The following is a 25,168-nucleotide window of genomic DNA, read 5'->3' as shown; positions in this document are numbered from 1 at the left end:
GGCTTGGGCCGCTCCGTGGTGGCGTCGCCGATCAGTGGCGGTTGTCGATGCCGGTGCCGTCGCAGTCGAGGCACGTGGCGGTCGTCTGGGTCGGGTTGTGGTCGTCGTTGACCACGCCGGTGCCGTTGCAGGTGGCGCAGGCGTAGTGGTGGATCACGGGCTCTCCTCCTCCGGTTCGGGGCAGGGACAGGGCGTCTCGTCGTCGGGGTCGAGGCGGTCGCACTCGGCCGGGTCGCCGTCGAGTTCGCAGCCGTAGCGGGCGCAGCAGAAGCAGAACGGGCAGCGCAGGCGGAGAATCACGGCGCGATGACCCAGGCGGAGCGGTCGCCCCCGGCGTGGCGGATGGCGGCCAGGACGAGGGACAGGTTGGTACGGTCCAGGCGGGCGATAGCCGGGCCGAGGTCGACGGGGTGACCCTCGGCGAGGCTGAGCGCGAGGCGCAGGACGGCGGCCTCCGAGTTGCAGCAGGGGAGCAGGCCGTTGATGAGGCCGCTGTGGAGGGTGTCCCAGCGGAAGACGGCGTACGAGGTGCCGCTGTAGTGCGCCGGGGCGTACTCGATGCCCATGCGGAGGAAGTCGCTGCGTCGCAGCCAGACGTCGTGCTGGATCAGCAGCTCGACCGCGGCCTCGGTGGAGTACGAGCCGCGTGCCCAGGCGCGGGCGGCCTCGATGAGACGGGGGAGATAGGGACGGGTCATCGCGAGTCCTTTCTCAGGTCGGGTTGACGGTGATCTTGCGGAGGAGGTCTGTGGCGAGGTCGCCGGAGATGCCCATGCGGGCGCGGAGCAGGTCCGCTGTGATGGGGCGACCGTGCTTGGAGCTGTGCTCGTCGGCCAGGCGCCGGGCGTAGGTGAGCAGGGCCGGGGACGGGGCCGACTGAAGTTCCAGTTCTGCGGGGGAGGACTGAGGCGGTTCGGGAGCCGGGTTGCTCTCGGGAGCGGTTGCCGGTGCAGGTGCCGGTTTGTGGGAGGCGCGGCGTTCCAGCATGGAGACCGCCACGAGGAAGGCCACGGCGGGCATTGCGGCGCACACCCAGCCCCAGGCGGACGGCTCTGCGCGGGCCAGGTTCGCGGCCAGGGTGAGCACGATGCCGCCGGTCAGGACGAGTGCCGGCCACGAGACCATCCCGCGGCGAGGGCGTCCGGTGCGCCGGTCGCGCTGGCGTTCCCGGGCGGCCATGACGCATATCAGGTCGATGCACACCGCGACCGCCCAGGACTGCCAGCCGCGTTGACCGTGCTCGGCGGCCAGCTCGGCGATGTGCGTGAACGAGCCCACGGCGGCGATCACGGCCAGGACCACGACGGGCGCGGAGTCCAGCAGCGTGGCGCGGACGCGGCCGGGCCGGGTCTCGGTCATGGTGCGGGTCTCCTTCCGGTTTCAGGCATGGATCGGGTAGGGACGTGGCCGGATTGGGCTCGGGCCGGGGCCGTATGGGTGCCGGGTCAGGCGGGTGCCGACTCGGGGAGCAGGGTGTTCAGCTCTTCGTCGCTGATCGGTTCGACCGTGGTGGTGATCTCCGCCCAGGTCGGCGTCAGGTCCGCGTACGTCTCGGCGGCGCGTTCGGCCTCTTCCTCGGTGACGTACACCGACCGGGCGCGGTACCAGCGGCCGTCCTCGCCGATCACGATGGCCGTGCCGGGCATGTTCGCGGGGATCTGCCGGGAGGCGACGAGAGCGGCCGGGTCGGCGTCGCCGAGGGTCATGTTCGCGGTCTCGGGGTCGTTCACCCGGTGGCAGACGCGGCCGGAGAGCTGAGACCGGAGTGCCGTGACGCCGGGACCGAGGTCGGAGCCGACCTGCTGTCCGCAGACGAACAGGTAGACCCCGAAGGCCCGGCCGAGCTGGGCGAGCCTGAGGAGCTGCGTCGCGGTCTGTGCGATCTCGTCCTTCTCGCCCTTGTGGGCCATCAGGAAGAGTTCGGCGACCTCGTCGACCAGGACCACGACCGGGATGGGGCGCAGAGACTCCGGCAGCTTCCAGATGTTGCGGACTGTGTGAGTCCGGCAGAGCGCCATGCGCCGCTTGACCTCGGTCATCAGGTCATTGAGCAGACCGCCGCACTCGGCGCGTTCGGTGGCGAGCGCGGTGAGGCGCTTGCTGTACGGGGTCAGCTCCACGCCGCCCTTGAGGTCGAAGCCGACCAGTGCCACGGGTTGCGAGGCCAGCCCCGTGATCAGGGCGTTGACGAGCGTGGACTTTCCAGACTGCGTCGCACCCGTGTTCAGCCAGTGCGGCACGGTGGTGAAGTCGAGCACCCACGGACTACCGGTGTCGAGGACGCCGACGCGGACGCGTAGCAGGCCCTCGGACAGGACCGGCAGCCTGACCGTGGTGAGCGGGTCGCCGGTGGTCGCCAGCAAGGTCACCCGGCCCGGCTTCCAGGAAGTCAGCCGCACCGAGTGGACGCGCCAGGCGTGGGCGAGGTTCGACAGGCGCGCGCTGTAGTCCTCGGGCGTTTGACCGTCCATGAGCCGGACGTTCAGCCGGAAGCCGAGCTTGCAGGGTCGGACGATGCCGAGACGGGGTGGCTTGTCGATCGGGACCCGCCGCAGCTTGCGCTTGTGGGACAGAGAGGCGACAGTGATCGTCGCGTTGCCGAGGACCGGCAGGCCGTCGAACGTCCAGCGCAGACGGCGGCGCTTGCGCGTCAGTCCGCAGCCGGCGGCGACGTTGCCCCAGGTGAAGTAGACGCTCAGCACTTTGAGCGGGAAGCCGAGGCCGTACCAGAACGAGACCGGGTGAAGCAGGCGCCAGGCGCACAGGGCCGAGACGATCGAGGCCACGCCGAGCACGAGCCAGACCATGTGGTCGGACATAATCGGGTCAGTCCTTTCGTGCTTGCGAGAGGAAGGCCCCGGAGCGGGCAGTAGCTGCCAGGCGATGCGCCCGCTCCAGGGGCATGAACTTCGCGGACCCGTAGTCAGGCCGCCTTGGCGTGGGCCAGGCGGATGGTCTCGGCGCGGAAGCCGAGGCCGGAGCGCCCGTTCATCTGCCAGTAGAAGGCGGCCAGGCCGACGGGGACGACCTGCACGCCCTCCGGGATCTGCGGGAACGTCTCGCTCGGGAACGTCACCACGATCACGGGGTTGCGCCGGTCGTCGTTCGGCTTGGGGAGGAGCGGGATGGTGTAGAGCTCCCGGCCCTCCGCGTCCCTCTTCACCTCGCCGGTGGCGCGGTCCACGATCTTCGGCTCGGGCTCGCCCGCGACCGTGAACGCCAGGGCAGAGGTGTCGACGGGGATGTTGCGCATGGAAACCAACTCCTTCGAGGTTGCCTAACTTGGCTAGGCATCTTGTCGATGACTTCATGTTGACCAGCATGGCTAGCCATGTCAAGCATGTTGGAAGAACTGGCCTAGGCGACCTAGGAGAACTAGACTGGTTTGCGTGATGAGTCTCGATCCTGACGACCCGCGTCCGCCGTATCAGCAGGTGGCGAACGCCCTGCGCGCGGCCATCCTGACGAAGAAGTTCGAGCCGGGGGAGAAGCTGCCCTCAGGAACCGAACTCGCCAAGCAGTACGGCGTGGCGCGGATGACCGTGCAGCAGGCCATCCGGATCCTGCGGGACGAGGGCCTGATCGTGTCGCGTCAGGGGAGCGGCGTGTTCGTGCGCGAGCGCACGGAGCGGCCGGTGGAGCTGCGGCCCCACATCGAGCACGCCTTCGAGGCGAGCAACGTGTCCATCGACTTCGCAGGCTTCTCGGGGGAGACGCTGCAAGGCATGCTCCAGGAGCCGCTGGACAAGATCCGGCTCGGACGGCTCACACCGGAGTCGATCGGGATCCGGATCCTGGTGCCGGACATGGGGCATCCGATGTCGCTGCCATGTCGGGCCGAGGACCTGGAGGACGATCCGGTGATCCGGGAACGTGCCCTTCGGATCCAGCAGCGCAGCACTCAGGCCATCGCCGATGCCGTACACGAGCTGGCGGACCTGGGGTTGGTGAAGACCGCGTCTGTGGAGGTGCGGGTTCATCAGACGACGCCGGCATTCAAGTTCTACGTGATCAACCGGGATCAGGTGTTCTTCGGGTTCTACCCGGTGGTCAAGCACACCGTGCGGATCAAGGGCGAGCCGCACGAGCTGTACGACGTGATGGGCAAGGATGCGGTCCTGTTCCACTACCAGGTGACCGAGGACGCATCCTCCATGCAGTCGCAGTACGTGACGCAGGTGCGGCAGTGGTTCGAGAGCATGTGGAACACGATCAGCCGACAGGTCGAGCTGTGAGCGATGCCCTGGTCGAGATCTTCCGGCAAACGCGCGCTGTGCTGCTCGACTTCGACGGGCCGGTGTGCAAGGTCTTCGCCGGCCTGCCGGCCCCCGTGGTGGCGGCCAGGCTCAAGCGCCTGCTCCAGGACGAGGGGGCCGAGTTGCCTCAGGACGTGGCCGAGCTAGATGACCCGCTCAGGGTGCTACAGCGTACCGCGGACTTTGTGCCCCAGATGATCGACAAGGTTGAGGCTGCACTGATGGCGAATGAGGTAGAAGCCGCGGACTCTGCCGAGATCACGCTGGGTGTGAGGGAACTACTGGCTGCGTGTGCTGAGGCTGGTCGGCCGGTGGTGATAGTCAGCAACAACTCGAAGCCCGCTATCGAGCGGCTTCTTAGCCGCGCCGGTCTTGATGGCAGCTTGGCCGGGATCGTCGGGCGCCCCATTGGTAGGCCTGCTGAGATGAAGCCCCATCCGCGATCACTGCTGAGAGCCTGCGAGATAGCTGCGGTACGGCCGGAAGAAGCCGTACTGATCGGAGACTCGGGGTTCGACATGGAGGCGGCCATCAACGCCGGCGCCCGAAGCATCGCCTACGCCAACGAGCCGGGCAAAGAGGTGGCGCTCATGCAGGCTGGGGCTAGTGCTGTTGCCAACGCCATGAACGACATTGCGACAGCGCTCAGGGCTGTATAGCGCGCTTCGCTCGGGCATGTACGAGCATTTCGCCTCAGACGTATAACAAGAATGCGCATCCCTGTTTATAGGCGCCAGCAGGGGTGCCATCTGCCGGTGCCGTGCCCGCGCACTGAAGTGGAAGAGGGACGTATGGAAAGCAAGTATTATTTCGACTTCCTACGAGACCTTCTGAGTCTCGACGAAGCGGTGCGTACGGAGGCGAGCGATCGTGTTTCGGACTTCGTGCACTTGCTCTCCAGCACTCAAGCCGGAGTGGTAGGGGACCTGATCGCCATGCTGGCCCCGCACGAGGAGTCTCGGGTGGCCCTGGAGGCGCTTCTACACGCGCTGAGCGAACTCGACGGATGCGGGAAGCTCGATGGTGTCGATCTCTCACCCCTTGGGAAAATCCCGGAATCCGTGATCCACCTGGAACACCGCGAGTACATGGAGGAATTCGCCCCACGCATCGCCAGGGCGAGCAACTGCACGGCAGAGTCACAAGATCGATGACAAGCTGAGCTGGCGGGTCTGTGTGGTTCAAACCTTCCCTACGTCATCAAGCCGCCGCCCGTTGGGCGGCGGGCGGCCGGGCGGTCCGGGCGGGCGTGCGGCCTCTCCGGGCCGGTCCCGCCCGGCCGCCCCGCCGCACAACCAGGCGTAGCGGAACGACGAGGGAGAGGTCGCCAAGCGAGACCAGCGAAGGTCCACGTATCTGCCGGCTGACCTGTCTCATCGGGCAAGTTCAAGCATGCCTCTGGCAGGGGCCTCCGGCACCGAGGTGATCATCGCGCTTGAGCTGAGGTCGGTGGATGGCTGCTGGGGGCTGATCACCTCGCACACCATCGACCCAGGCAAGCCCAGCAGCCCGGCTCCTCCGTATCAAGCTCAGCTCTGACCGTTGGCATCGAATGATCGAGGAATGGCCGGGGTGAGCGTACACGCGAAGCCGAGCTTGACACTCCGTCCCCGGCCCGCTGCCGCTCCGCGGTGGGTCGACGGCGTACGAGGTGATCAGAGGGTGGGTGTGCCGGGCATCAATGGCCGTGAAAGTCACCCTCAATCCAAGAGAAGGACGTGGCGGCATGGTCCCTCCAGAACGCGCGCCGCCACGCCCCGTCTATCGGGCGGCTCCTGAAAGCAGGTCCGTCCATAGCCTCCAGGCTTCCGTCATGGATGACGGGCGGGTCTCGTGGACCTGGTGGGCGTCGTCGAGCTGGATGGTGCGACGGATGAAGGCTTGGCCGCCGCCGGCGCACAGCTCGTACACCGTGGCACGGCAGTCGCAGGTCCAGGCGAGCGATCGTGCCCTGTGGACACGGAAACTGGAGACATCCCAATCCAGGCGCACATGGTCACGCTGTGGCATCGCCACATGCGGACTTATGCACCGGTCAAGGGCGACTGAGGACGTCTCCCGAGGAACCATGAGCGCATCTTAAGCTAGGAAAGCTATAGCGCGCTATAGCGCACTGTCCATCGCCATGGCACGCAACAGCTTCCTACGGTTCATGGGTGGTGGAGCTGAAGGCGAATCAACCGAGGTGGCGGCAGGTCCATGCGATCATCGCCGAGCGTATTCGCATGGGCGAGTACAAGGCGGGTGAGCGCATCCCGTCCCTCGTTGCGCTCATCGAAGAGTTCGGCATTGCCAATGCCACCGGGCAGAAGGTCATGCGCGCTTTGCGTGCTGACGGCTTGATTCGCACTGAGCCTGGCATGGGCAGCTTCGTGACAACCCCTGAGGAGCGCCAGGATGTCAAAGATCAGCGGGTGAAGGATGAAGAGAGTAACCGCTGTTGAGGGTGCGCTAGGTGCTGTCAGTCTCGCCTCTCTTGGTGTTGAGCGTTGTGAGTAAGAGTGGGAGCATCCAGGCAGTCTTTGGATTCGCGACCGCTCAGAGTGGCAACATGAAGGGTTGAGAGGGGCGGTATACCGTCCTTGCGGCGTTCGGATAGCTGAGATCGCGAACGAGGCCGCGTCCAAACCTGTGAGAACGCCGCGGCATCGACCACGGATAGTGCGTCCATCTACCCAGACTGGTCACTACGTCACACCTCGCCAGCACCTAGCCCGGCCGGTGCTTGCGATGCGTAACCCTCCCCTCACGAAAATGATCTTTACTTAGATCCACTACGCATGTGATGATCACTCCGTTTTGCCAATGTCTGTTCGAAAGGCTGGAGTGAACACATCACGAATAGCGTCCGGCTTATCCACCCGGACACGCCGTCGCGCTGCCCTGATCGCGGCTCTGACGCTGCCTGTCTCGCTGATGAGCGCGCCTGCGATCGCCCAGGAGCCTACGCCACCCCCCAAGTCCACTCCCGTAACCTCGCAGCCACCGGCCACCACGCCTACCAGCGAGGCGCTCGCGCAGGCCAAGAAGGACAACCGGCGCGTTGAGATCGAGTCACTGCGCTCGGAGAGCGCCACCTACTACGCCAACCCGGACGGCAAGACGGTCCGGATGGAGCTCCACACCCAGCCTATCCGTGTCAAGAACGCCGACGGCAAAGGTTTTACGCCGATCGACACCACCCTCGTTGAGGCGGACGGCGCCATAAAGCCGAAGGCTGTGAAGGGTAACCTGGTCCTTTCCGCCGGCCAGGACAAGACCCTGCTCAAGAGCCAGGCGGCTGACGCCACAGCAGAAATCAGCACGCCGTCGGCTCTACCGAAGCCGCGGCTGAAGGGCAACACTGCCACCTACCCTGATGCCTACGGCAAGGGGCGCGACCTGGCAGTGATCGCTAATGCGACCGGCTTCCGGCAGCAGATCATCATCGCTGAGCGTCCCACCGACCCGGTCTCCTTCCGGGTGCCGGTGGACCTGCCTAAGGGCCTGTCATTCAAGAAGAACGACGCCGGCCGCCCCATCATCGTGGGCAAGGGCGGCAAGACGCTCACCGAAGTACGGCCGACCTTGCTGCAGGACGCCAAGGCCGCCGACGCCAACGCGTCGATGGATGCGGGCAAGGTGGGCAAGACGGCCGTCGCGCTCGGTGAGGACGGAAACACCTTGGTGTTCACTCCGGACGCCGCGTTTCTGGCCGACCCGGCGGTCACCTATCCGGTGACGATGGCAGCCGCCGCGGATGACTGGTGGGAGACCGACACCAGCGAATGGCACCTCGGTGGCATGGACACCTTCGTCAACAACGCCGACTACCAGGACAGCTGGGACAACTTCACGCTGGACCGCATTCTGGTCGGCAAGTCCAACAGCGGCTCAGTGCGTTGGCGAGGCTACCTCCAGTTCCCTGACATCCCCGCCGAGTTCGCAGGCAGCAAGGTCGAGAACGCCGACCTGATTCTGTGGAACTACCTGTCCAACACCTGCGGGCAGTACGTCGGCTCTGGCATCACGGCACGGCAGATCACCTCCGACTGGGATGAGACGACGCTGCACTGGAACACCCAGCCGTCCGTCACCAATGTGGGTGCTGACAATGAGCCCGGCGCCTACAGCACTGACTGCGCCGGCTCGATGAACTACGCCTGGGACCTGATCCACTCAGTCGACGACATCGTCCAGGCATGGGTCGACGGCGACCCCAACTACGGCATCCAGCTCACCGCTGGTAGCGAATCTGACGTGACCAACTGGCGACGCTACCGATCCGAGGACGCCGGCGGCTGCACCACAGCGCCGCGGGAGGCCTGCAAGGGGCAGCTCCACCCGCCTATCCTCACGGTGGATTTTGCGCCTAAGCCGCTTCGAGGCGTTGTCATGCTTGAGCCCGGAGAGCCCATGCCGCAGACGACTGCGGAGATCGAGGCCCTCAAGGCGCGTGGCCGCTTGTCGGAAACAGAACCCTCGCTTCCGGCGCTCTCGGACGAAGCCTTCCAGGCCAAGTTCGCCAACCCTGTAGACCACAACGTCGCCGACTCCGACGATCTCATTCAGGCGCCACTTCCCGCCCCCGTAGATGGAGTCAAGGCGCGATGGTCCTTCGCAGAAGGAGAAGGCTCAACAACCGCTGACTCGTCCGGTAATGGCTACCAAGCCACGATCAACGAGGGCACGAGGTGGACTCCTGGGATAGCCGACTCCGCGCTGACCAACGTTGGCGTAACCTCAACCACTGCGGAGAACGACGAGACGCGGAACCCTCCATCAGCACACGCAATCGCGCTGCAGCAAGCGAAAGCGCGGGCCACGCGGGTCGAGGTCGCGAACGAAACTACCGCGACGAGCATCACATATGCCCAGCCCGACGGGAAGACGTTCAGGACTGAGATCACGGCTGGTCCCGTGCGGACCAAGCGGGGCAGCACATGGGTGCCGATCGACACCCAGTTGGTCGAGCAGGCCGGAAAGCTTCGCCCCAAGGCGCTTGCCGAGGGCGCCATGGTCGAGCTCTCGGCTGGTGGTACGGACCCATTCGTCAAGATGACCACAGACGGAAAGTCTTACGCGCTGCGTTGGCCGACGCCGCTTCCGAAGCCGACCGTCAAGGGCAGTGTGGCTACGTACACCGATGCCGCAGGCGCCGGAGCCGACCTCGTGGTGACAGTGCTGCCAACCGGGTTTCGGCACGATGTGGTGCTGCGGCATCGGCCCTCCAAGCCGCTAGAACTGCGCATCGGTGTAGAAGACGACGGCCTGACCCTGACCGAGGGTGAGGGTGGACGACTGCTGCTGAAGGACAAGAACAAGAAGCTGGTCGCCTCGGCGCCACAGCCGCTGATGTGGCCTGGCAGCGCCAAGGGTCTGCTCTCGCTCCCCAAGAGCACCAAGGTCGACACAGACGTCGTGAAAAGGGGCGGCCGTACCGAGCTAGTGCTCAAGCCCAACCCCACAGTTCTCGCCGACCCGGCCACCGTCTATCCCGTCCGGGTGGATCCGGCGATCACGTTGCCACTCACTGCGGATGTGGAGGTGACCAACGACAGCACGGAAGATGTGCCTGCCTACCCCTCCGCTACGAACCTGATGGCAGGCACCATATCTGGAGGTGTCAAGTCTCGGGCGCACCTGAAGTTCGACACCACGGAGCTGGTGGGGCGCACGGTGACCGACGCTAAGCTCTCGATGAATACCCTGGATGCACCTGCCTGCGGTACTGCAGTTGGCGCCGGCATCCAGGTGCGCCGCCTTACCGGAGCATGGGACCCGAACAACCTCTACTGGGCCAACATGCCCCCATCCACCACCGAGGACGCCTCGACAAACACCAAGGGCGTCAACCAGAACTGTGCCACGTGGCCTGATGCCATGGAGTGGAATGTCACCGGCATTGCCCAGGATTGGGCCGCCGGGGCCTCCAACCACGGCCTGGTGCTGCAGTCCCCGTCCGAGACCAACGTCGACAACTACCGGGTATTCACCTCCTCGGACGACTCCGATTTCAACATCCCACCGAAGCTGATTGTCACTAGCAGCGGTCCCTCCTCTTCCCCAACGGTCAGCGCTCTGACTATCACCCCGGCCAAGACGGTTGACGGCACCACGGTGACCAGCTCGCTCACTCCGCGACTGGCCGCCACTGTCACCGATGCGATCGGTGGTAACCTCACCGGCGAGTTCGAGGTCGAGCACGATCCGACCGCCACCGGGCAGGGCACCGGACAGATCTGGACCGGAAGCTCCGCGGCTGTCGCCTCCGGCGGCCAGGCCACATTGACCATCCCCACCGGAAAACTTACCAACGGGTGGAAGATCCGCTGGCGGGCTCGAGCCGCCAACCCCGTCGCCGGCACCACTTCGGGGTGGTCGAGTTGGCAGCTCGTCACTGTCACCGTCACCGCGTCGGCGCCGAGCGTGAGCGAACTGGTCATCACGCCCTCGCGAGTTGTGGACAGCGTGACGATCACGAGTGTGCTCACACCCATGCTGAAGGCCACGGTCACCAACCCAGACGGAAACCCGTCCAGGGCAGAGTTCGAGGTCGAGCATGACCCCGCCGCCACCGGGCAGGGCACCGGACAGATCTGGGCTGGTGCTGTGGACAATATCGCCTCTGGAACGCAAGCTGGCATACAAATCCCTGGCGGCCAGCTCACCGACGGATGGAAGATTCGCTGGCGAGCCCGCGCGGTTGCTGGAACGGCCAACTCCGGCTGGGCGGAGTGGCAGTCGGTCACTGTGGCCGTCGCCCAACCCGGTGAGAAGCCGCTCGCCACGACTGCTGGACCGGTGATTCGCACAGACCAGAGCTTCACCGTGGGCGCCTGGGTCAAGTGGAACGACAATCTGGGCAACTACACGATTCTTGAGCAGAAGGGGGAACATAATTCTCCCTTCCGATTGGGCAATGATCCGGAGAAAGGGCTTGTCTTCACACTCGCTAGCTCTGACTCCGCGGATGCAGTCGTGGAAGGGGTGTTGTCTGGAGATAACAGCCCGATAAATGAGTGGTTCCATGTTGCCGCGGTTTACAACGCCGCTCAACGCACTGCCGATCTGTATCTCAACGGAGACCTAATCGGATATCCCGAAGAAGACGACGAATCGGACGATATCGATCCAATCGCGACCGTTCCGATCAGTTTTCCTGGATGGAATTCCGCCGGTCCGCTCACGCTGGGCACACGTATGAACGGAGCTCTGGACGAGGTCTGGATCTACGATCGGGCATTGACGCACGACGAGATTGCTGAGCTATTCGATGGAAGCGCAATCGAAAGAATCTCAGCAAGTCGTGTAGGGACAAAGTCGGACAACGTTATGGCTGCTGATCCGATGAACTATGATCGCGTCACACCGCAGATGTGCTGGAGAAAGTTCCTGGCCCGAAACAGAGTCGGCGTAGAATATGTTCGAAACCGCTTCTCTGGCTGTACGATACATGAGCTGAGGTTCGCCGGCGATGGCGCCGATAGGGGCCGCGTGTACGTCATGCTGGTAACAAATACCACCAACGGCATAGAAGGTCGAGACCCTGGTAAGGGTGAGACCAGCCGTGATATGTATTACGACCTCTACTTCCGCGAGTTCACCTTCACCGACGACGATTTTGTCGCGGCGGATTACACGCTCGGGCTCAAGCCGGCCGATGGGCAGAGTGCCTGCAAACACATCACAACCTGGAACGGTGGGACGCAGAAAAACAAGATCACAAAGTCAGGAGAGGAGGTCAGAGTCCTCGGCCATCCGCTCGACGAGGACTACGAGAAAGTCGCCACATTCCGGATGCGTGCCGCTCCTGCGGACACCTCTGCCACGGACCGCATTTCCAATTGCAGTTTCAATCCATGGGTGTATACCGACGACGACGATCTTGCGGAGCCGATCAAATTCGATTGGCACTATGACGCGCCGCCGCAGCCCGTTACTGCCAGGTGTGACTCCGCAGGATACATCAACGTGCAGTTCCAGGGGGGCTGTGTGCTGAGTTCTGTGCCGTCCTTAATGCTGAAGATGGCTTCGGGATATGACGCTGCATACAAGCATATCTGGAAGGCCTGCTACGATAGAGCGGATACGTACCCCAAGAAAGCCAGCAAAAGCATTCCCGGCTGCTGGAACTTCTCGAGCAATACGCCTCCACACGAGAAGCAATATCTACACCGCGCTCAGTCCACAGCCACAGCTGTAGCTAATAGAGGTAGGGCCACAACGCGCTGCAAGAGTTTGTGGCCTAGCTACGGAAGAAACGGTCAAGACTGTGACGAGTACCCCTGGGCTGCTACCAAAGAAAGGACTAGGGATAGCGATAAAGAGCGCAATCTATCGGTCTGCGCAATGCGGGGCAGCGAAACGGGGCCCAATCAAATAGCGGGGAAAATCTTCACTCGCTTCCTCAATCGCGAAAGAGTTCTGCGTAGCGCTGATCCATTCTTCATGAGGTTCAATACGCAACTCACGTCGGTCGAATCAATGGATCAGGTATGCTGGAAGCCGGCCGTGGGTAAGTATACGAACGAGCCTTAACCATTGCGTACGCTGCCCGTCTCCGCCGATTCGAATTGCAGTGGAGGCGGGCAGTGGTCGTTTTAGCGAGAGGTAGCGGTATGACATTTCAGGGGAACGTAAGTCACTATGGGCAGCTCATGCGGGACGTCGAGTGGTTAGGTGAGGGCATGGCTTGGACGGTGCTCGTCCCCGAGAACGAAAAGATTTCTATCCCAGACTTGATCTCTCGACTTGAACTTCCGGGAAACTGTCTGCAGACGGGCCTGATAGTGGGGCTGCCTGATGTCGCTTATATTGATGCCCGCAACACATGTTTGGCCCTCTTTGAGGCGGAGGGGTTCTCTCATGTGGGATACGCGCCGAATATGGAGCGCCTCGCGGTCGACAACAGCGTCTGGCATGTATCCTGGAATATTACCGGCCGAAGCATGATGCGCGTGGCGCAGAATGGACACGTCCAGGCGGAAATTCTTGACCTGGACCCTAGTGCAGCCCACGGAATAGGCCTGGATATAGTTGATGATTACCTGCCTCTCCTCCGGTCGGCATCAAGGCGGAAATGGCCTGCATTGACGGCCACCGCGATGGCTATTATCGAGGATGTTACTGGTGCACGTCTGGATCAAGACTGGATCAATCAACCCCAATCGGGACTGTCCATAACTCGTCCCCCTGTCGGGCCTGAAGGTAGTGCTGACGAGTAGCATAAGTCCGTACAATTATTGGCAGATCGCGCAAGCCCGATTTCGGTGCAACGGTGAAGGTGGTTCCTGCGACACTGGCCCTGGGGTGGACGGCGCCTTCACCTTGATGGTGCCCGTTTGAGTGACGAACTGAGTGACAGCCCAGACGTACGAGCGTGGACGTCTGAGGACATCAACGGGCTGTCAAAGCAGTCAGGGCAGCGAAGGCGCTGGTGGGACGCTTGGTGAAGTGAGTTCGCATCGAAGGGGTCAGGGGTTCGAATCCCCTCATCTCCACAAGAGGTCGTTCTTGAGACGGCTGGACTGAAGTTGACGGGATCCCGTCTGATCATCGCGATCAGGCGGGATCTTGTTGTTTCGGGGGTTTCCGAATCGGGTTCCTCCTGGTTTGGGGATCGCGGAGCGGGTGTCCGGGAAGGCCCGGGTGGTGTCTGGTCGCTGGTGGAGGACTGGGTTTGCGTCGCTGGGCATGGCGATGCCGGCTCCGGGCTGGGTGCTGCGACAAGGCGATTTGAACTGCGCGTTATGGGATGGGTGGTGGCCGGCTCCGGCCTGTGAGCGGCGAGCGGTCGAGGTGCTCTGCTGGGATCTCGAAGGTCTCGGCGGATGTGTCGGGCTCGTCTGGGGGCTGGTGGGTGTGGCGCCAGGTGTCGAGGAAGAGGTCGTTAGCGAAGGTGACGAGCAGGGCAACCAGGATGGTCTGGGCGACGCGGCCGTGGGCGAGCCGGTTCTTTGGGTCACTCAGGTCGAGGTCGTGGCCATTGAGACGGCGGTTCAGTCCCTCCGTCATCGCCCTGACGGTGGAGTACGTCGCCCGCCACGAAGAGCTGAGGTAAGCCAGGTCCTGGCGGAACTTGTCGAGGTGGCCGAGGTCGCCGGGGTGCAGGGTGACGGTCTGCTGATGACCGACGACGGCATCGCAAATCTGTGCCGTCCGCTTGGCGGGTGGCCGGGGCCGGGTGGCTCGGGCTCGGGTGGTGCGCGGCGGCCAGGCGCGTGGCTTCGCCGTGCTCACTGGGCCTGTTCGTCGGGCCTGCCGCGCAGCAGCGCGACCGCGGTGGACTCGTCCAGGACGGGGACGAAATGTTGGTAGAGGGCCAGCGCGGAGGTGCTCATCCCGGCCGCGGCGGCCACCACCCCCAGATCGATGCGGGCGCTCAGCAGTTCGACGATCCAGGAGGAGCGCAGCCGGCGCACCGACAGGGCGGGCAGGCCGCCGGTCGGGGCGTGGCGGGCTGTCCAGGAGCTGAACAGGTTCTTGGCGTGCCGGGCGGTGCGCCTGGGCCGGAACACGAACCGGTCGCCCGGTTGGTGGGCGGCATGAGCCAGGACGTCCTCCCAGGCGGCGCGGCAGACGATCAACTGCTCGGTGCCGGGGGCGGCGACCACGACCGCGCCGCAGTCCAAGCGGCACAGATGCTCGGTGCGGACGGCGGCCACTTCTCCAGAGGTCAGACCGCAGCCGCAGGCGAGCGCCATCAGCATGAGCGCGTCGGTGCGAGCCTGGCCGGGCAGGTGTTCGGCCCAGCCGCGAAGGCGGCCGAGCTGGGCGGGCGAGTAGGGCGGGCTGACCGTCTCGGGGGCCGTCATCGGTGGCGGCACCTGTTCGCCGCGTTCCAGCCAGGCCGGTGGGGCGCATGTGCCGCAGCCAGCTGCGGTAGGTCTGCGCCGAGCTCGGGGCCAGGTCGGTGCAGCCGGTCAGGATGAACGCGTCGATCGTCTCGTGCCGCAGCCATACTTCCGGGTCATCGGGCAGGCCGGAGCGGTGACACCACACGGCCAGCCGGGTGGTCGCGGTGAGCAGCCGCTGCACCGGTAGGGGAGCGGTCGGCGCTGGCGGCGACCAACATCCGCACGTGCCCGGTGATCTGTTCCCATTCCGGCGTGTCCTGCTGCGGCCGATAGCCGGTGATCTTCGCCGAGGTTTCCGCGTCGAGAGTCACACCCCACCCATAGCGGCAGAACAACCTGCCGTTACGGAGGGCGACGACATCTATGAAAGGAGCCGTTTGTCATGGTCGGAGGACGCGGGCGTTCCCGCTCTCCCCGGGAGTTGGCCGACGACCCGGAGAACTGGCCCCACGCGGACCTGTCCGGCCATCCGGCCGCCGCCGTCGTCCAGGCCATCGCCGCAGCTCTGCAAGCAGTGATGGCTGAGCGAAGGCTGAGCTTCCGCCAGCTGGCCCAGATCAGTGGGGTGAACCGGCAGACCGTCAACGACGTGGCCGCCGGGCGTTGCTGGCCGGACGTGGCCACCATCGCCCAACTGGAGGCCGGCCTGGCCGTCCGGCTGTGGCCTGCTTCGCCGACCGGGACCCGCGGAAACTGACCCGTGCCAGACCCCTTCTCGCCCTGGTGAGGGCATCGTCGATCCTTCCCGCGCCTGCCCTGCCGATCGCAGGGCAGGCGAAATCCAGGCTCGACGCCTCCCCAAGAGACCCCATTCGAGTTACTCTCGGGAGTGGGCGAGGCACTGTCAGTTAGAAGCTGGAGGGTGCTCACGCAACCTCGGGTGCCGCCGAGGGCCTAATCTCGTCGGCACCCTGCTCGTCCGGCCCGGCGCCCACGACCGTCGTCGAGTGCCCGACCTGCGATGTGGCTCTTGCTCTATGCCTCGTCGTTGGCGACTCCCCCCAGCGCGTGGCCATTGATGTCTGGGGCGATGGAGAACAGGCCCGGCTCGTGCTGGGTCAGCCAGCCCAGCGCCGTCAGCCGCTTGAGCCGTGCTCGGGTGGTCTCCACCCGCCCCCGCACGTCGGGCTCGCCCAGCGCTTGAGCCACTTCCTTGGTACGCATCGTCCGCCCGGAACTCGCCATGATCACAACGACCTGCTTGTCGAGCCCGGTGACTGGTTTCGGCGCCGGCGCGGCCTTCCCCGGCGAGGCGTGCGTCGGGGCGTCAGGCGTGCCGCCAGAAGACGCTTGCTCGGGCCGGGAACGCCCGGCGAGCATCGGCGTGACTATCCTTCGGGCAGTGGCCAGGTCGCGCAGTTGCTCTTCCAGGGTCGCCACCTGCTCACGCAGCGACTCAAGTTACGCATGGACGGACTTCACGTCCGCAGCCAGCTGCTCGAGCAGCGATGCTTCGCCCAACGTCATGCCGACCTCCACGTACTGGCGCCGTGCTTAACCCGCGAGAGTTTGCGGCTGCACAGAGTCACACAGTGCCTGCACGTGAAGAGACACATCTGCAACAGGCCCTTCACAGCCGAGCACAGCTCCGCCTCCACGACTGCAGACCGCCGGAAGGCTCGACAGCGGTGCTGCACCGGCAGACCTCAGTAAGATCGCAAACTGCTTGCCGAGGATGAGCCACCGCCAGCAACACAAGGTAGAGGCTCCGGCGGCCCGTGGACCGGGAGAGAAGAGACCGTCCATCGTCAGGTAGTCATAGCCGAGCTGTCACTCTCCCGCTGCTCGGAACATTCAAGGCATAGCCTCCTAGATCGGACACGCCATATGCGCCAGCCCTACACCGTGCTCGTTTTTCCTTTCCGGACAATCGCAGGTATGCCGGAATGCGCTCTCTTTCAGAGAGCGGATGATTCCCATTGGCAGAGCGTGGCTGGCGGCGTCGAAGAAGGCGAGGATCTGGAGAGCGCGGCCCGTCGCGAGTTCGCCGAGGAGACCGGCCTGTCTGCGACTGATCGCTGTTCAAGCTCGACATGGTAAGCGGAGTAGAGAAGAGTTGTTTTGCGGCGAGCAAGCTCTGGCCCGACAGCCTCTATATCGTGCCCAAGCACTTCTTCGCCTGCGACGTCACCCGAGAAAAGGCCCAGATAGTGCTCTCCTCGGAGCATCGAGACACACAGTGGCTGCCGTATCAGGCCGCATACGAGTCGCTGCGTTACGACGACGACAAGACAGCGCTTTGGGAACTCGACCAGCGGATTCGCCGCCGAGACCTGCCAGGCGCCCCATAGCAGGCGACGTACTGCAGCAAGCGTCCACTCGTCTGCCCCCGTCGACGACGCGGCAGTACGGGAAACGATCACTACCCCTTCGGGAAGCGATCTTCTCGACCCCCATGAGGCTTTGCACATTTACTCGTACTCAGCTCTGCATGTCAGGGAGTGCGCCGACATCCACGCGACCCGCAAATGCCGATGAAAGCGCAGCTCCAATAGAGTGGGCGATTCCTCGCAGGTCCTCGACGAGCCTGCTGCCGGCAGGCGGACGACGTGGGCTTTTTAGCCTGCCTTGAAAGGCGTTGCACAGCCTTCCGGGAAGTCTAATGATGTCACTCAAGGGCCACCGGCCGATGGTGCACGCGGGGGCATAACCATTGACACCACGATGTGTCATGTTCCCCGGAAGAAGCAGGGAGTACATGATGCGACAGTCGAAGCTGCACAAAATTGTCGTGGCTCCGTGGCGTCGGAGTCGGTTTATGCATGCGCTTACCGTTTTGGGAGCGGCAACACTGTTATTAGTTACTGCGGCGGCCCCGGCATGGGCCGCGGTTCAGGAGGTGGACGGTGCTCGCGGGACGGTATATCCAGCCAAGGCCACCATTTGCGCGGGAGGGGGAATAGCCTGGGCGAGACTTTATTATACGGAGTCAGAAATTCCAGGCAAGGAAATCGGCGGATACCTCACCGTGCCGACATACCAGTGCACGACCAAATATCCGATCACCGAAAGATCCCGGTTCCGGAGTTTCCACGTCTGCAACAATCTCGGGACGTGCGGCCCGGAGGTTTACCTATAAGTTCGATGAGATCCCGCATCGCTCAACCCGTATAACTGGAGGCAAGCATGGGGAAAATAATGGGAACCCGTACGGCAGTCGTTAAGCGGTTATCGGCCGTAGCAGCCGCAACGGCCCTTGGGGCGGCGGTGCTAGCTTCCCCGGGCGTCGCCCAGGCTCAATCGTCCTACTGCTCGGTCAACGGATGGCTCAACCCGGTCATCACCAGCTGCACCACCGATGCTGTGCAGGCGCACGCGAACGGCTGGATCGATGTCCATGTCGATCCGTACTCGGGATGCAAGGCGGACTTCTACATCTGGGACGCCCGCAACCAGGAAATCATCTACCGGGCAACGGGCGTCTCCAACTTCTCCACCAGACTGTTCCGCGTGTACTCCTGGTATCACCTCAAGGCGACCTTCCGTGGCACAAAGTGCGGCGGTGAGGCCAGCCTGGACAACGAGTAGGGAAAGCAGACAGCCGTTCGTGCCGTTATCCCAGGCACCACCCAGCCCCGATGCCTTGCGGTGTCGGGGCTGTTCGCATGCCTTGCCCGAGCGAAGATGGGCCGCATGATGCGTCTACATTTCACCGCCGTCGATCTGCTCAAGATCACGTTCGCGCCCGCGCCGAACGCCCTGCTGGAGACCACGATGAGTGTGCACCGGACGCTTGTCGGGCCCACAGGTCGCGGTATCTCCCGTCCCGGTCTCCAGAAGTGGTGCCGGGAGATGGCCGGTGGCCTGGAGGACCGGGCGGGCGTGCTCTTCAATCTGATACCGCGGAAACAGGACGGCTTCGTGCCCGACTTCCTGCTCCAGCCGTCTGTCCATGACCTGGTGCCAGCCGTCGAGCTGGCCGCGCAGACGCCCACCACACGGTTGGCCGCCGACCTCAGCCCACTTCATCCCTCACAACGGACCGGCCGCTGGTACAGAGAGATTTCCACTGGCGCCGCCGCGGCACGGCGGACTCTCGCCGAAGATTTGATCGGTTACTTCAACAGCTCACTCCACTCGCTGTGGCCGCGGATCCGGGCCACGGCCGTCGCCGACCGTGCCCTCCGGGCCGAGACCCTGCTTCGGGGCGGGATCGACGCGTTACTCGCCACGCTCGGTGCCGACTGGTACTGGCGGCCGCCAATCCTGCACATGCCGACTGCCACGACATGCGACGTCCGGCTGCGCGGACGCGGCTTAATGCTGATCCCGTCGTATTTCGCGCTCAGACCCACCGTGATGTCCCGGCCGGATGACTCGACCGTACTCATCTATCCGATGTACACCGGGGGGTCGCCGACCGGCTCCGCCGACGCTCTTGGACCGCTGCTCGGCCGGACGCGAGCGGGCGTCCTCATGGCTCTTCGCGAGCCGGCTACAACCACCGCCGTCGCGGAACGGGCCGGAATCTCTCTCGCGTCGGTCAGCCAGCACACCGCAGTGCTGCGGAACGCCGGACTCATCACGACGACCCGGACGGGAAGCGCAGTTCTTCATGCACTCACCCCTCTCGGCTCGGCCCTCCTGGATGGCGAAAACTGACCGAGTTGCGCGGCGGCTGGTATGACTGCCTGACCGTGCGGGCGGACGCGTTATTCGAGCTCACGGACGCGGTGTTGTCCGCGCCGACGGTCACCTCGCTGCCATATCTGAGCCTGGAGCCGGTCTTTCGCCGCAGCTGGGGCAGTCTGTACGACGCGCTGGCCACAGGCCGGATCGATGCGGAACGGGTGGGTGAGTTGCTGATGGCCGCTGGCCCGCCCGAGTGGCCGCTGACCTTCGCGGTGGACGCCAGCACCCACCCGCAGCCACCTTGGACCAGCGAGCGGTTCGACCAAGACCACCCCGCGTGACGGTGGACATCGCCGACACCACGCGTTGAGTCAGCGATTGAAACCTGGGAAACGATCAGCCTCAGCCTGGGAAGCGATCTTCTCGACCCTGCTCGCGCTCCAGGCCAGACCTACTCGTGAACACCCCACCAGCGGCCGTTCCTGAAACGGCTGGACTGAGGTTGACGGGATCCCGTCTGAACGGACGGGATCTTGTCGTTTCGGGGATTTCCGAATCGGATACATCGTGGTTTGACGGGGTGTCGGGCGGGTGTGATCGGCTCGTTTTGGAGCCGGCGGGTGTGGTGCCACTGGTCGAGGAAGTGGTCGTTGGCGACCGTGACGAGCAATGCGAACACGTCGGGCTCGCCCAACGCTTGAGCCACTTCCTTGGCGCGCATCGTCCGCCCAGAACTCGCCATGATCCCAACGACCTGCTTGTCGACCCCGGCGACCGGTTTCGGCGCCGACGCGGCTTCCTTCGGTGAGGCGTGCGTCGGGGCGTCAGGCGTGCCGTCAGAAGGCGCTTGCTTCGGGCCGGGAACGCCGGCCAGCATCGGCGCAACTACCCTTCGGGCGGTGGCCAGGTCACTCAGTCGCTCTTCCAGGGCCGCCACCTGCTCACGCAACAACTCAAGTTGCCCGCGGACGGACTCCTCGTCTGCAGTCGGCTGCCACAGCTGTCCCTGTGCGACTGCAGACCCGCCGCGTGGCTCGACAATCCACGCACTGTGCGCTGCCTTGAGGCGATCCCTCGCTGCAGAGTCTCGGAGAGCAGTCCGCTCTGCCGTCGTAGGGGTGATAGACACAGCTCATTCGCTGGACGTGAAAGATCATCTGAAGGACCACGTGATCCCGTCAGCTGTCGCGGAATGATGGCGGCTGCCGATAAAGGAGATGGCTATGAGCAGCGTGACGGCCGATGACTACCGCTGGCTGGAGGAGTTCGATTACCGCTTCGACTCCGGCTTCTGTTTCACCTTTGCTAAGGCGCTTGATCCGGAGGACGTGCTGCGCCGCCTGCGGGCCGTGGACGACCCCGACTACATCGGCCCGGGCGGCATCGAGGTGGGCACTGCATCGGGGGATCCGTCATGATCGAATGGGTGGCTACGCAGGCATCATGCGAGACGTCGTTCGCGATATGTCGGCCGATACGGTCATCGCCACCGTCAAGCGCAACGTTAACTGGAAGGCTACGCCATCGACGGCCAGGTGCGCGCCAGGTTCGATCCCATGCATCGCCGTTACAGCCCCACCCGCCAGCCGACCCCTGGCTCAGGGCGCGATCGCTACTGCAGTGCCAGAAGACCTTCGCCTCGTGGTGGCTGTGGCTGAGTTCCTCATGGGTGAGTGAGATCCTGCGTCGCGGAGAGTCACGTCAGTTGGGGCGGCGGATTGGCCGTTGGTGTCTGGCGCTCATGGCATGGAAGACCTTCTTCGGTTCCCAGCGGGTCTCGTCGAGCATGCGCACGACACCGTAGGAGGCGATGTCGCGGTCGCGGGGCTTGTCGTAGTTGGCGAAGGAGAACCACAGCGCGGTATCCACATCTTCTTCCTCGAAGATGTCGAGGAGTTCATTGAGGTAACGGACCTGCTCGTCCTCGTCCGGGATCGCTCCTTGCGGTGGCTGCCAGGCCATGCCGCCGAGGTCGCCCGCGCCGCGGTAGGCGCACGTGCCGTACTCGGTGATAGCGACAGGCTTGCCGTGGGAGAGGGCCTCGCGGAGATGGATGCGGAAGGTGTCGGCGTTCTGCGCCGTTCGGTAGGCGTCGATGCCCACCAGGTCGAACGGGCCCCAGTCGACGGGCTCCCAGGGGCCGGATGCGTAGGTGATCCTCCCGCCGAAGTGGGCGCGGACCGTCGTCGCGGCTTGGGCAAGGAAGGTGTTGAGGCGTTCGGGGACCGGCCCGAGTGAGGTCCACCATTGGATGTCGGCGGTGGCCATGGCGTGGAGGCGGTCGAGGTAGGTGTCGCCGGGAAGGAAGCCGTGGGAGAAGGCGCTGAGCTCGCAGCCGGCGACGAGCACCACCTGGGCGCCGCCCTGTCGCAGGGCCTCGGCGCGCTGCGCGCAGTCGGCGAAGAACGGCAGGATCTGCCCCGGGGAAAGGTCAGCCGGGAACGGGGAGAACCACACCTCGAGGCCGGCATCGGCTGCATGCCGGGCTGCGATGCTCAGCCGCTCGGCGTCGCCGCCGGAGATGCGCACGGCGTCGCAGTGCAGATTGTCGGCGATCGCGGTCATCTCGTGTCGGACTTGCTCGGGATCGAAGGTCTTTCGGGTGAGCAGGTGGCCAGGGAAGGTTCCGGTGTCGTAGTTGATGCCTCGTGCGCGCAACGTCAGTGTCCTTCCGCGTGAGTGAGTCCGTGTTCCAGCAGGTCGAAGGCCAACTCCACGTCCCGGGCCAGAGCGCGGCCGGCGTCCTGGGCTGAGATGCCGCCGAGCAGACGCTGGAAGTACGTCTCCTGGAGAGTGAGCAGGGACGCCGCGATCTGGGCGGCCATGAGTGCGGCTGCCGTGGGGCTGTACTCGTCGGTCAAGACCTGCGCCAATGCCTGGCGCTGCTGGTAGAGCAAGCCGTTCGCCGCGTTCAGTAGTGCCGGGCTGTCCTGGATCACACGCGCGCGAGCGAGCAGCGCGTCAAGGCCCGCATCTGGCATCTGTCCGGCGGCGAACGCACGATAGTGCGCTCGTAGCGCGTCCAGGAAGGTCTCGTCGGCCGGGCGCCGGGCGACAATCCCGGCCAAGTCGTCGCCGCCCACACCATTCAGGGCGAGTGATTCCTTGGATGGGAAATACGCGAAGAGCGTCGCCTTGGCCACCTCGGCGGCCTCTGCGATCTCGTTGACCGTCACTGCGTCGAAACCGCGCTCGGCGAACAGCCGCAACGCCACCGCAGCGATCCGCTGCCTGGTCTGTTCCTTCTTACGCTCGCGAAGACCTGCCACACAGGTCACAATAACCATACTCGGTTCAAAAACAAACTCGGTCTGTCATTCGATCCACTGACATGATCTCTCCGCAGACTGCCACCCACAACCAGCACGAGCACCCCGGAAGCCCGTCACACCATCCCTTTGACCTGCTTCTTCAAGTTGGCGGAGGCTCAATGAAGAAATCTCTGACGAAGTGCCGCCTGACCAGTGCTGGCCTCGGACCCACTAGCCAGGTGGCCGGTTCCAGAAGCTTTTGGGGTTGACCCGGGCCTCATGCGGAGGAGGCAGCCTTGAGGAGGGTTTCAGCGGCGGCGGCGCGGGCGTGGAGAACCGAGCGGCCGGCTCGGTCACCGTCGCGCCGACAACCCTGCCGTCCCCGTGCTGCAGTTGTTCAACGAGATCTAAGCCCTCGGCCCCCGCGTAGCTTCATCTTCTCTACCGCTACATCACCCAGGGCCGTGTCGAAGCCGACCGCCTGCCCATCTCCCCGGGCCGACTTGCCCGGCTCCTGCTCACCCGGCTCGACGATCTCAAAGAGCCGCACCGGAGCCTGCTGTACGACCTCACCGCCGCCTGCCCGGAGATGATGGACCAGGCCGGACTCGTCCATGGCTTCGCCGACCTGCTGCGGACACGCGACGGCAACGCCGACTGTCTCTTGGCGTGGATCGCCACCGCCCGCGCCGCCGATCTCCCTCATCTGCATGCCTTCGTCCGCGGCCTTGACCAGGATCGCGATGCCGTCCGCGCGGCCGTCACCCTGCCGTACCACAACGGCGGGGCCGAGGGCGTTAACACAAAAGACCAAGCGCATCATGCGCCAGATGCGCGGTCCGGCCGGCTTCACGTTGCTCCGCCACCGCATCATCCTGGCCTAACCCTCTGTCGCCACCGAAAGAGAGACGGAGCCGAAGACCGTACAGTCCCCGCTCCGCGGTCCCCAAACCAGGACGAACCCAATTCGCAAACCTCTGAAACGACCAGATCCCGCCTGATCGCGATGATCAGACGGGATCCCGTCAACTTCAGTCCAGCCTCTCCAAGAACGGCCCGCAGTGCCCGGCGGCAGATTCATCTCTCAGGAGTTCGGTCGAGGTCCTCGTGCCGTGGTGAAAGCCTCGTCACCGAGGGCGGATCGTGCTGTGGCCGTGATGCTGTCGACGTCGCCGCGCTCCTCGGGGGCAGGGGCGCGCCTGCGGACTCGCGCAGGGCGGCCGCCGACGGTGACAAGGTCAAGGTCTCCACCACGCCCGAGACCGACTACCTGAAGATCGTCAACAACGCGACGGTTGGCCCGTCCACGAACGTGCTCATCGAGCGCCGGCACGGCACCCGTCGTCATCACCGGCACGGTCGCCACCCCCTACCAGGAGCGGGCCGCCGTGGACGACGCGACCGCGTACGTGTCGGCGCTGTTCCGCGAGGCGCTGACCAAGCACGGCGTGCGGGTCCTCGGCCCGTCGGTCGTGGGCGCGGCCCCGTCCGGCGCGAAGGAACTGGCCAAGCGGGAGTCGATGCCGCTGAGCGACACCTGGCTGACAACCGCCCCGACAACAGCGCGTGGCAGCCGCTCGTTCTCCGCCCGCCGCACCTCTCCGACCAGCCGCACCAACACGGTCATGCCCGGCAGCAGGATGCGTTCCTTGAGCATGTGGACCCGAGCCCGGTCGAACAGCGCCCGCGGCCCTTCCACCGAGGCCCACACCCGGGCCGCCATGTACTGACGCACCTCGCTCTCGCACGAGCCGAAGTCGCGACAACCCGGCAGTTCCTGGATTTTCCTGGCGTGCTCGTACACCGTCTGCTGCCGCTGGCCGTAGTCGGCGAAGTGCGCGGGGTCCAGCGCGAGTTGCTCGGTCACGAACGCGACCGCGCCCGGGGGTACGGCCAGCGGGTCGTCGGTCAGGAACACCCCGGGCCTGCGCACCGTGCCCCATTGCAGGGCCCAGCCGACGGCAGGGCGAGGATGGCCAGTCCTGCCCATCGGCGGGCGTCTGCCTTGGCGGGCACGCTCGCGGTGTCGTTCGATGGCATGGGTTGCGTTCCGGGGTCGTGTGCGTGCGCGGAGTGGGCGGTCTTACGTGCCGCTGTGCTTGGCCAGCAGCTCGAACAGGCTTGAGAAGCCCTGGTCGCCGTGGCCGTCGGCGATTCTGCGGTCCATCAGCTCCTTGACCTCCCGCATCCGCATGGCTTCCACGCCGACGGATCGCCGATGGCTGATCATGTCGTCCATCAGCGCGGCCTG

The 25,168-nt window shown here is 64.8% G+C and carries 26 protein-coding genes and 3 pseudogenes; 15 read left to right on the top strand and 14 right to left on the bottom strand.

Features of this window, described 5'->3' with window-relative positions; translation table 11 throughout:
• Nucleotides 1–31: 31 nt before the first annotated feature.
• The 6 genes from AB0H81_RS06555 to AB0H81_RS06530 all read right to left on the bottom strand — a co-directional run bounded on the left by AB0H81_RS06555 (nucleotide 32) and on the right by AB0H81_RS06530 (nucleotide 3,253).
• Nucleotides 32–157, bottom strand: coding sequence for a hypothetical protein (locus AB0H81_RS06555; protein ID WP_358370132.1), 126 nt, complete (start codon nucleotides 155–157; stop codon nucleotides 32–34).
• The gene (locus AB0H81_RS06550; RefSeq protein ID WP_358370129.1) at nucleotides 154–300 is read right to left on the bottom strand and encodes a hypothetical protein; all 147 of its coding nucleotides are present in this window, start codon (nucleotides 298–300) and stop codon (nucleotides 154–156) included. Before AB0H81_RS06550 ends, AB0H81_RS06555 begins: the two co-directional genes overlap by 4 nt.
• The gene (locus AB0H81_RS06545) at nucleotides 297–698 is read right to left on the bottom strand and encodes a hypothetical protein (RefSeq protein WP_358370127.1); all 402 of its coding nucleotides are present in this window, start codon (nucleotides 696–698) and stop codon (nucleotides 297–299) included. Before AB0H81_RS06545 ends, AB0H81_RS06550 begins: the two co-directional genes overlap by 4 nt.
• A gap of 13 nt (nucleotides 699–711) precedes the next feature.
• Nucleotides 712–1,359, bottom strand: coding sequence for a DUF2637 domain-containing protein (locus tag AB0H81_RS06540; protein WP_358370124.1), 648 nt, complete (start codon nucleotides 1,357–1,359; stop codon nucleotides 712–714).
• 86 nt (nucleotides 1,360–1,445) lie between these two features.
• Nucleotides 1,446–2,819, bottom strand: a complete 1,374-nt coding sequence (locus AB0H81_RS06535) for an FtsK/SpoIIIE domain-containing protein (protein WP_358370121.1) — start codon at nucleotides 2,817–2,819, stop codon at nucleotides 1,446–1,448.
• A gap of 104 nt (nucleotides 2,820–2,923) precedes the next feature.
• Nucleotides 2,924–3,253 carry a hypothetical protein gene (locus tag AB0H81_RS06530; protein ID WP_357621515.1) on the bottom strand — a complete coding sequence of 110 codons (330 nt, stop codon included), beginning with the start codon at nucleotides 3,251–3,253 and terminating at the stop codon, nucleotides 2,924–2,926.
• Nucleotides 3,254–3,392: 139 nt separating this feature from the next.
• Between AB0H81_RS06530 and AB0H81_RS06525 the strand changes: the two genes are divergently transcribed.
• From AB0H81_RS06525 to AB0H81_RS06500, 6 genes are all read left to right on the top strand, one after another.
• Nucleotides 3,393–4,235, top strand: a complete 843-nt coding sequence (locus AB0H81_RS06525; RefSeq protein WP_358370117.1) for a GntR family transcriptional regulator — start codon at nucleotides 3,393–3,395, stop codon at nucleotides 4,233–4,235.
• Nucleotides 4,232–4,915: an HAD family hydrolase gene (locus AB0H81_RS06520; protein WP_358370114.1), complete on the top strand. Its 684-nt coding sequence runs from the start codon at nucleotides 4,232–4,234 to the stop codon at nucleotides 4,913–4,915. Before AB0H81_RS06525 ends, AB0H81_RS06520 begins: the two co-directional genes overlap by 4 nt.
• 132 nt (nucleotides 4,916–5,047) lie before the next feature.
• Nucleotides 5,048–5,410: a hypothetical protein gene (locus AB0H81_RS06515; protein WP_358370112.1), complete on the top strand. Its 363-nt coding sequence runs from the start codon at nucleotides 5,048–5,050 to the stop codon at nucleotides 5,408–5,410.
• 1,002 nt (nucleotides 5,411–6,412) lie between these two features.
• On the top strand, nucleotides 6,413–6,700 hold the full coding sequence (locus AB0H81_RS06510; RefSeq protein ID WP_358370110.1) for a winged helix-turn-helix domain-containing protein: 288 nt from the start codon (nucleotides 6,413–6,415) through the stop codon (nucleotides 6,698–6,700).
• A gap of 472 nt (nucleotides 6,701–7,172) precedes the next feature.
• On the top strand, nucleotides 7,173–12,776 hold the full coding sequence (locus AB0H81_RS06505; RefSeq protein WP_358370107.1) for a DNRLRE domain-containing protein: 5,604 nt from the start codon (nucleotides 7,173–7,175) through the stop codon (nucleotides 12,774–12,776).
• Between the two features lie 149 nt (nucleotides 12,777–12,925).
• Nucleotides 12,926–13,462, top strand: a complete 537-nt coding sequence (locus tag AB0H81_RS06500; RefSeq protein WP_358370105.1) for a hypothetical protein — start codon at nucleotides 12,926–12,928, stop codon at nucleotides 13,460–13,462.
• Between the two features lie 523 nt (nucleotides 13,463–13,985).
• On the opposite strand, the gene AB0H81_RS06495 is transcribed toward AB0H81_RS06500, so the two are convergent.
• Nucleotides 13,986–14,477 carry a hypothetical protein gene (locus tag AB0H81_RS06495; RefSeq protein ID WP_358370102.1) on the bottom strand — a complete coding sequence of 164 codons (492 nt, stop codon included), beginning with the start codon at nucleotides 14,475–14,477 and terminating at the stop codon, nucleotides 13,986–13,988.
• Entirely contained in the window at nucleotides 14,474–15,052 is a 579-nt protein-coding gene (locus AB0H81_RS06490; protein WP_358370099.1) for a hypothetical protein, read from the bottom strand. The genes AB0H81_RS06495 and AB0H81_RS06490 overlap by 4 nt, the downstream gene beginning before the upstream one ends.
• Before the next feature lie 424 nt (nucleotides 15,053–15,476).
• On the opposite strand from AB0H81_RS06490, the gene AB0H81_RS06485 reads away from it, so the two are divergent.
• The gene (locus tag AB0H81_RS06485) at nucleotides 15,477–15,791 is read left to right on the top strand and encodes a helix-turn-helix transcriptional regulator (protein WP_358370096.1); all 315 of its coding nucleotides are present in this window, start codon (nucleotides 15,477–15,479) and stop codon (nucleotides 15,789–15,791) included.
• Between the two features lie 278 nt (nucleotides 15,792–16,069).
• Here the strand turns inward: AB0H81_RS06485 and AB0H81_RS06480 are convergent, their stop codons facing one another.
• Entirely contained in the window at nucleotides 16,070–16,474 is a 405-nt protein-coding gene (locus AB0H81_RS06480) for a hypothetical protein (protein WP_358370093.1), read from the bottom strand.
• 447 nt (nucleotides 16,475–16,921) lie between these two features.
• Here AB0H81_RS06480 and AB0H81_RS06475 point away from each other — a divergent pair, with 447 nt between their 5' ends.
• The 5 genes from AB0H81_RS06475 (at nucleotide 16,922) to AB0H81_RS06455 (ending at nucleotide 20,007) form a co-directional block, all read left to right on the top strand.
• Nucleotides 16,922–17,134 carry an NUDIX domain-containing protein gene (locus tag AB0H81_RS06475; protein WP_358370090.1) on the top strand — a complete coding sequence of 71 codons (213 nt, stop codon included), beginning with the start codon at nucleotides 16,922–16,924 and terminating at the stop codon, nucleotides 17,132–17,134.
• Between the two features lie 59 nt (nucleotides 17,135–17,193).
• Nucleotides 17,194–17,385, top strand: a complete 192-nt coding sequence (locus AB0H81_RS06470) for a hypothetical protein (protein WP_358370088.1) — start codon at nucleotides 17,194–17,196, stop codon at nucleotides 17,383–17,385.
• 916 nt (nucleotides 17,386–18,301) lie between these two features.
• Nucleotides 18,302–18,622, top strand: a complete 321-nt coding sequence (locus AB0H81_RS06465) for a hypothetical protein (protein ID WP_358370086.1) — start codon at nucleotides 18,302–18,304, stop codon at nucleotides 18,620–18,622.
• A 105-nt stretch (nucleotides 18,623–18,727) separates the two neighbouring features.
• A complete protein-coding gene (locus AB0H81_RS06460) occupies nucleotides 18,728–19,696 on the top strand; it encodes a winged helix-turn-helix domain-containing protein (protein ID WP_358370083.1) in 969 nt (322 codons plus the stop codon).
• 5 nt (nucleotides 19,697–19,701) lie between these two features.
• On the top strand, nucleotides 19,702–20,007 hold the full coding sequence (locus AB0H81_RS06455) for a hypothetical protein (protein WP_358370080.1): 306 nt from the start codon (nucleotides 19,702–19,704) through the stop codon (nucleotides 20,005–20,007).
• Between the two features lie 110 nt (nucleotides 20,008–20,117).
• Here AB0H81_RS06455 and AB0H81_RS06450 read toward each other — a convergent pair whose 3' ends face one another.
• Nucleotides 20,118–20,615, bottom strand: coding sequence for a hypothetical protein (locus AB0H81_RS06450; RefSeq protein WP_358370077.1), 498 nt, complete (start codon nucleotides 20,613–20,615; stop codon nucleotides 20,118–20,120).
• Between the two features lie 274 nt (nucleotides 20,616–20,889).
• Here AB0H81_RS06450 and AB0H81_RS06445 point away from each other — a divergent pair, with 274 nt between their 5' ends.
• On the top strand, nucleotides 20,890–21,084 hold the full coding sequence (locus tag AB0H81_RS06445) for a DUF6461 domain-containing protein (RefSeq protein WP_358370074.1): 195 nt from the start codon (nucleotides 20,890–20,892) through the stop codon (nucleotides 21,082–21,084).
• Between the two features lie 283 nt (nucleotides 21,085–21,367).
• Here AB0H81_RS06445 and AB0H81_RS06440 read toward each other — a convergent pair whose 3' ends face one another.
• Nucleotides 21,368–22,324, bottom strand: a complete 957-nt coding sequence (locus AB0H81_RS06440; RefSeq protein ID WP_358370072.1) for a hypothetical protein — start codon at nucleotides 22,322–22,324, stop codon at nucleotides 21,368–21,370.
• A 2-nt stretch (nucleotides 22,325–22,326) separates the two neighbouring features.
• The gene (locus tag AB0H81_RS06435; protein ID WP_358370070.1) at nucleotides 22,327–22,935 is read right to left on the bottom strand and encodes a TetR family transcriptional regulator; all 609 of its coding nucleotides are present in this window, start codon (nucleotides 22,933–22,935) and stop codon (nucleotides 22,327–22,329) included.
• 339 nt (nucleotides 22,936–23,274) lie between these two features.
• Here AB0H81_RS06435 and AB0H81_RS06430 point away from each other — a divergent pair.
• Nucleotides 23,275–23,801 (top strand): annotated as a pseudogene (locus AB0H81_RS06430) (transposase); the annotation flags it as partial.
• Between the two features lie 411 nt (nucleotides 23,802–24,212).
• Nucleotides 24,213–24,392: pseudogene (locus tag AB0H81_RS06425) on the top strand (hypothetical protein); the annotation flags it as partial.
• Between the two features lie 131 nt (nucleotides 24,393–24,523).
• Here the strand turns inward: AB0H81_RS06425 and AB0H81_RS06420 are convergent.
• Nucleotides 24,524–24,907, bottom strand: a pseudogene (locus tag AB0H81_RS06420) (DUF4158 domain-containing protein); the annotation flags it as partial.
• A 93-nt stretch (nucleotides 24,908–25,000) separates the two neighbouring features.
• Nucleotides 25,001–25,156, bottom strand: coding sequence for a hypothetical protein (locus tag AB0H81_RS06415; protein WP_358370308.1), 156 nt, complete (start codon nucleotides 25,154–25,156; stop codon nucleotides 25,001–25,003).
• Nucleotides 25,157–25,168: the final 12 nt, after the last annotated feature.

Origin of the sequence: Nonomuraea sp. NPDC050691 (assembly GCF_040654455.1) — a bacterium.
Taxonomy (GTDB): Bacteria; Actinomycetota; Actinomycetes; order Streptosporangiales; family Streptosporangiaceae; genus Nonomuraea.
The sequence above is the reverse complement of the archived record's forward strand: the minus strand, read 5'-3'. Positions and strand labels throughout refer to the sequence as shown.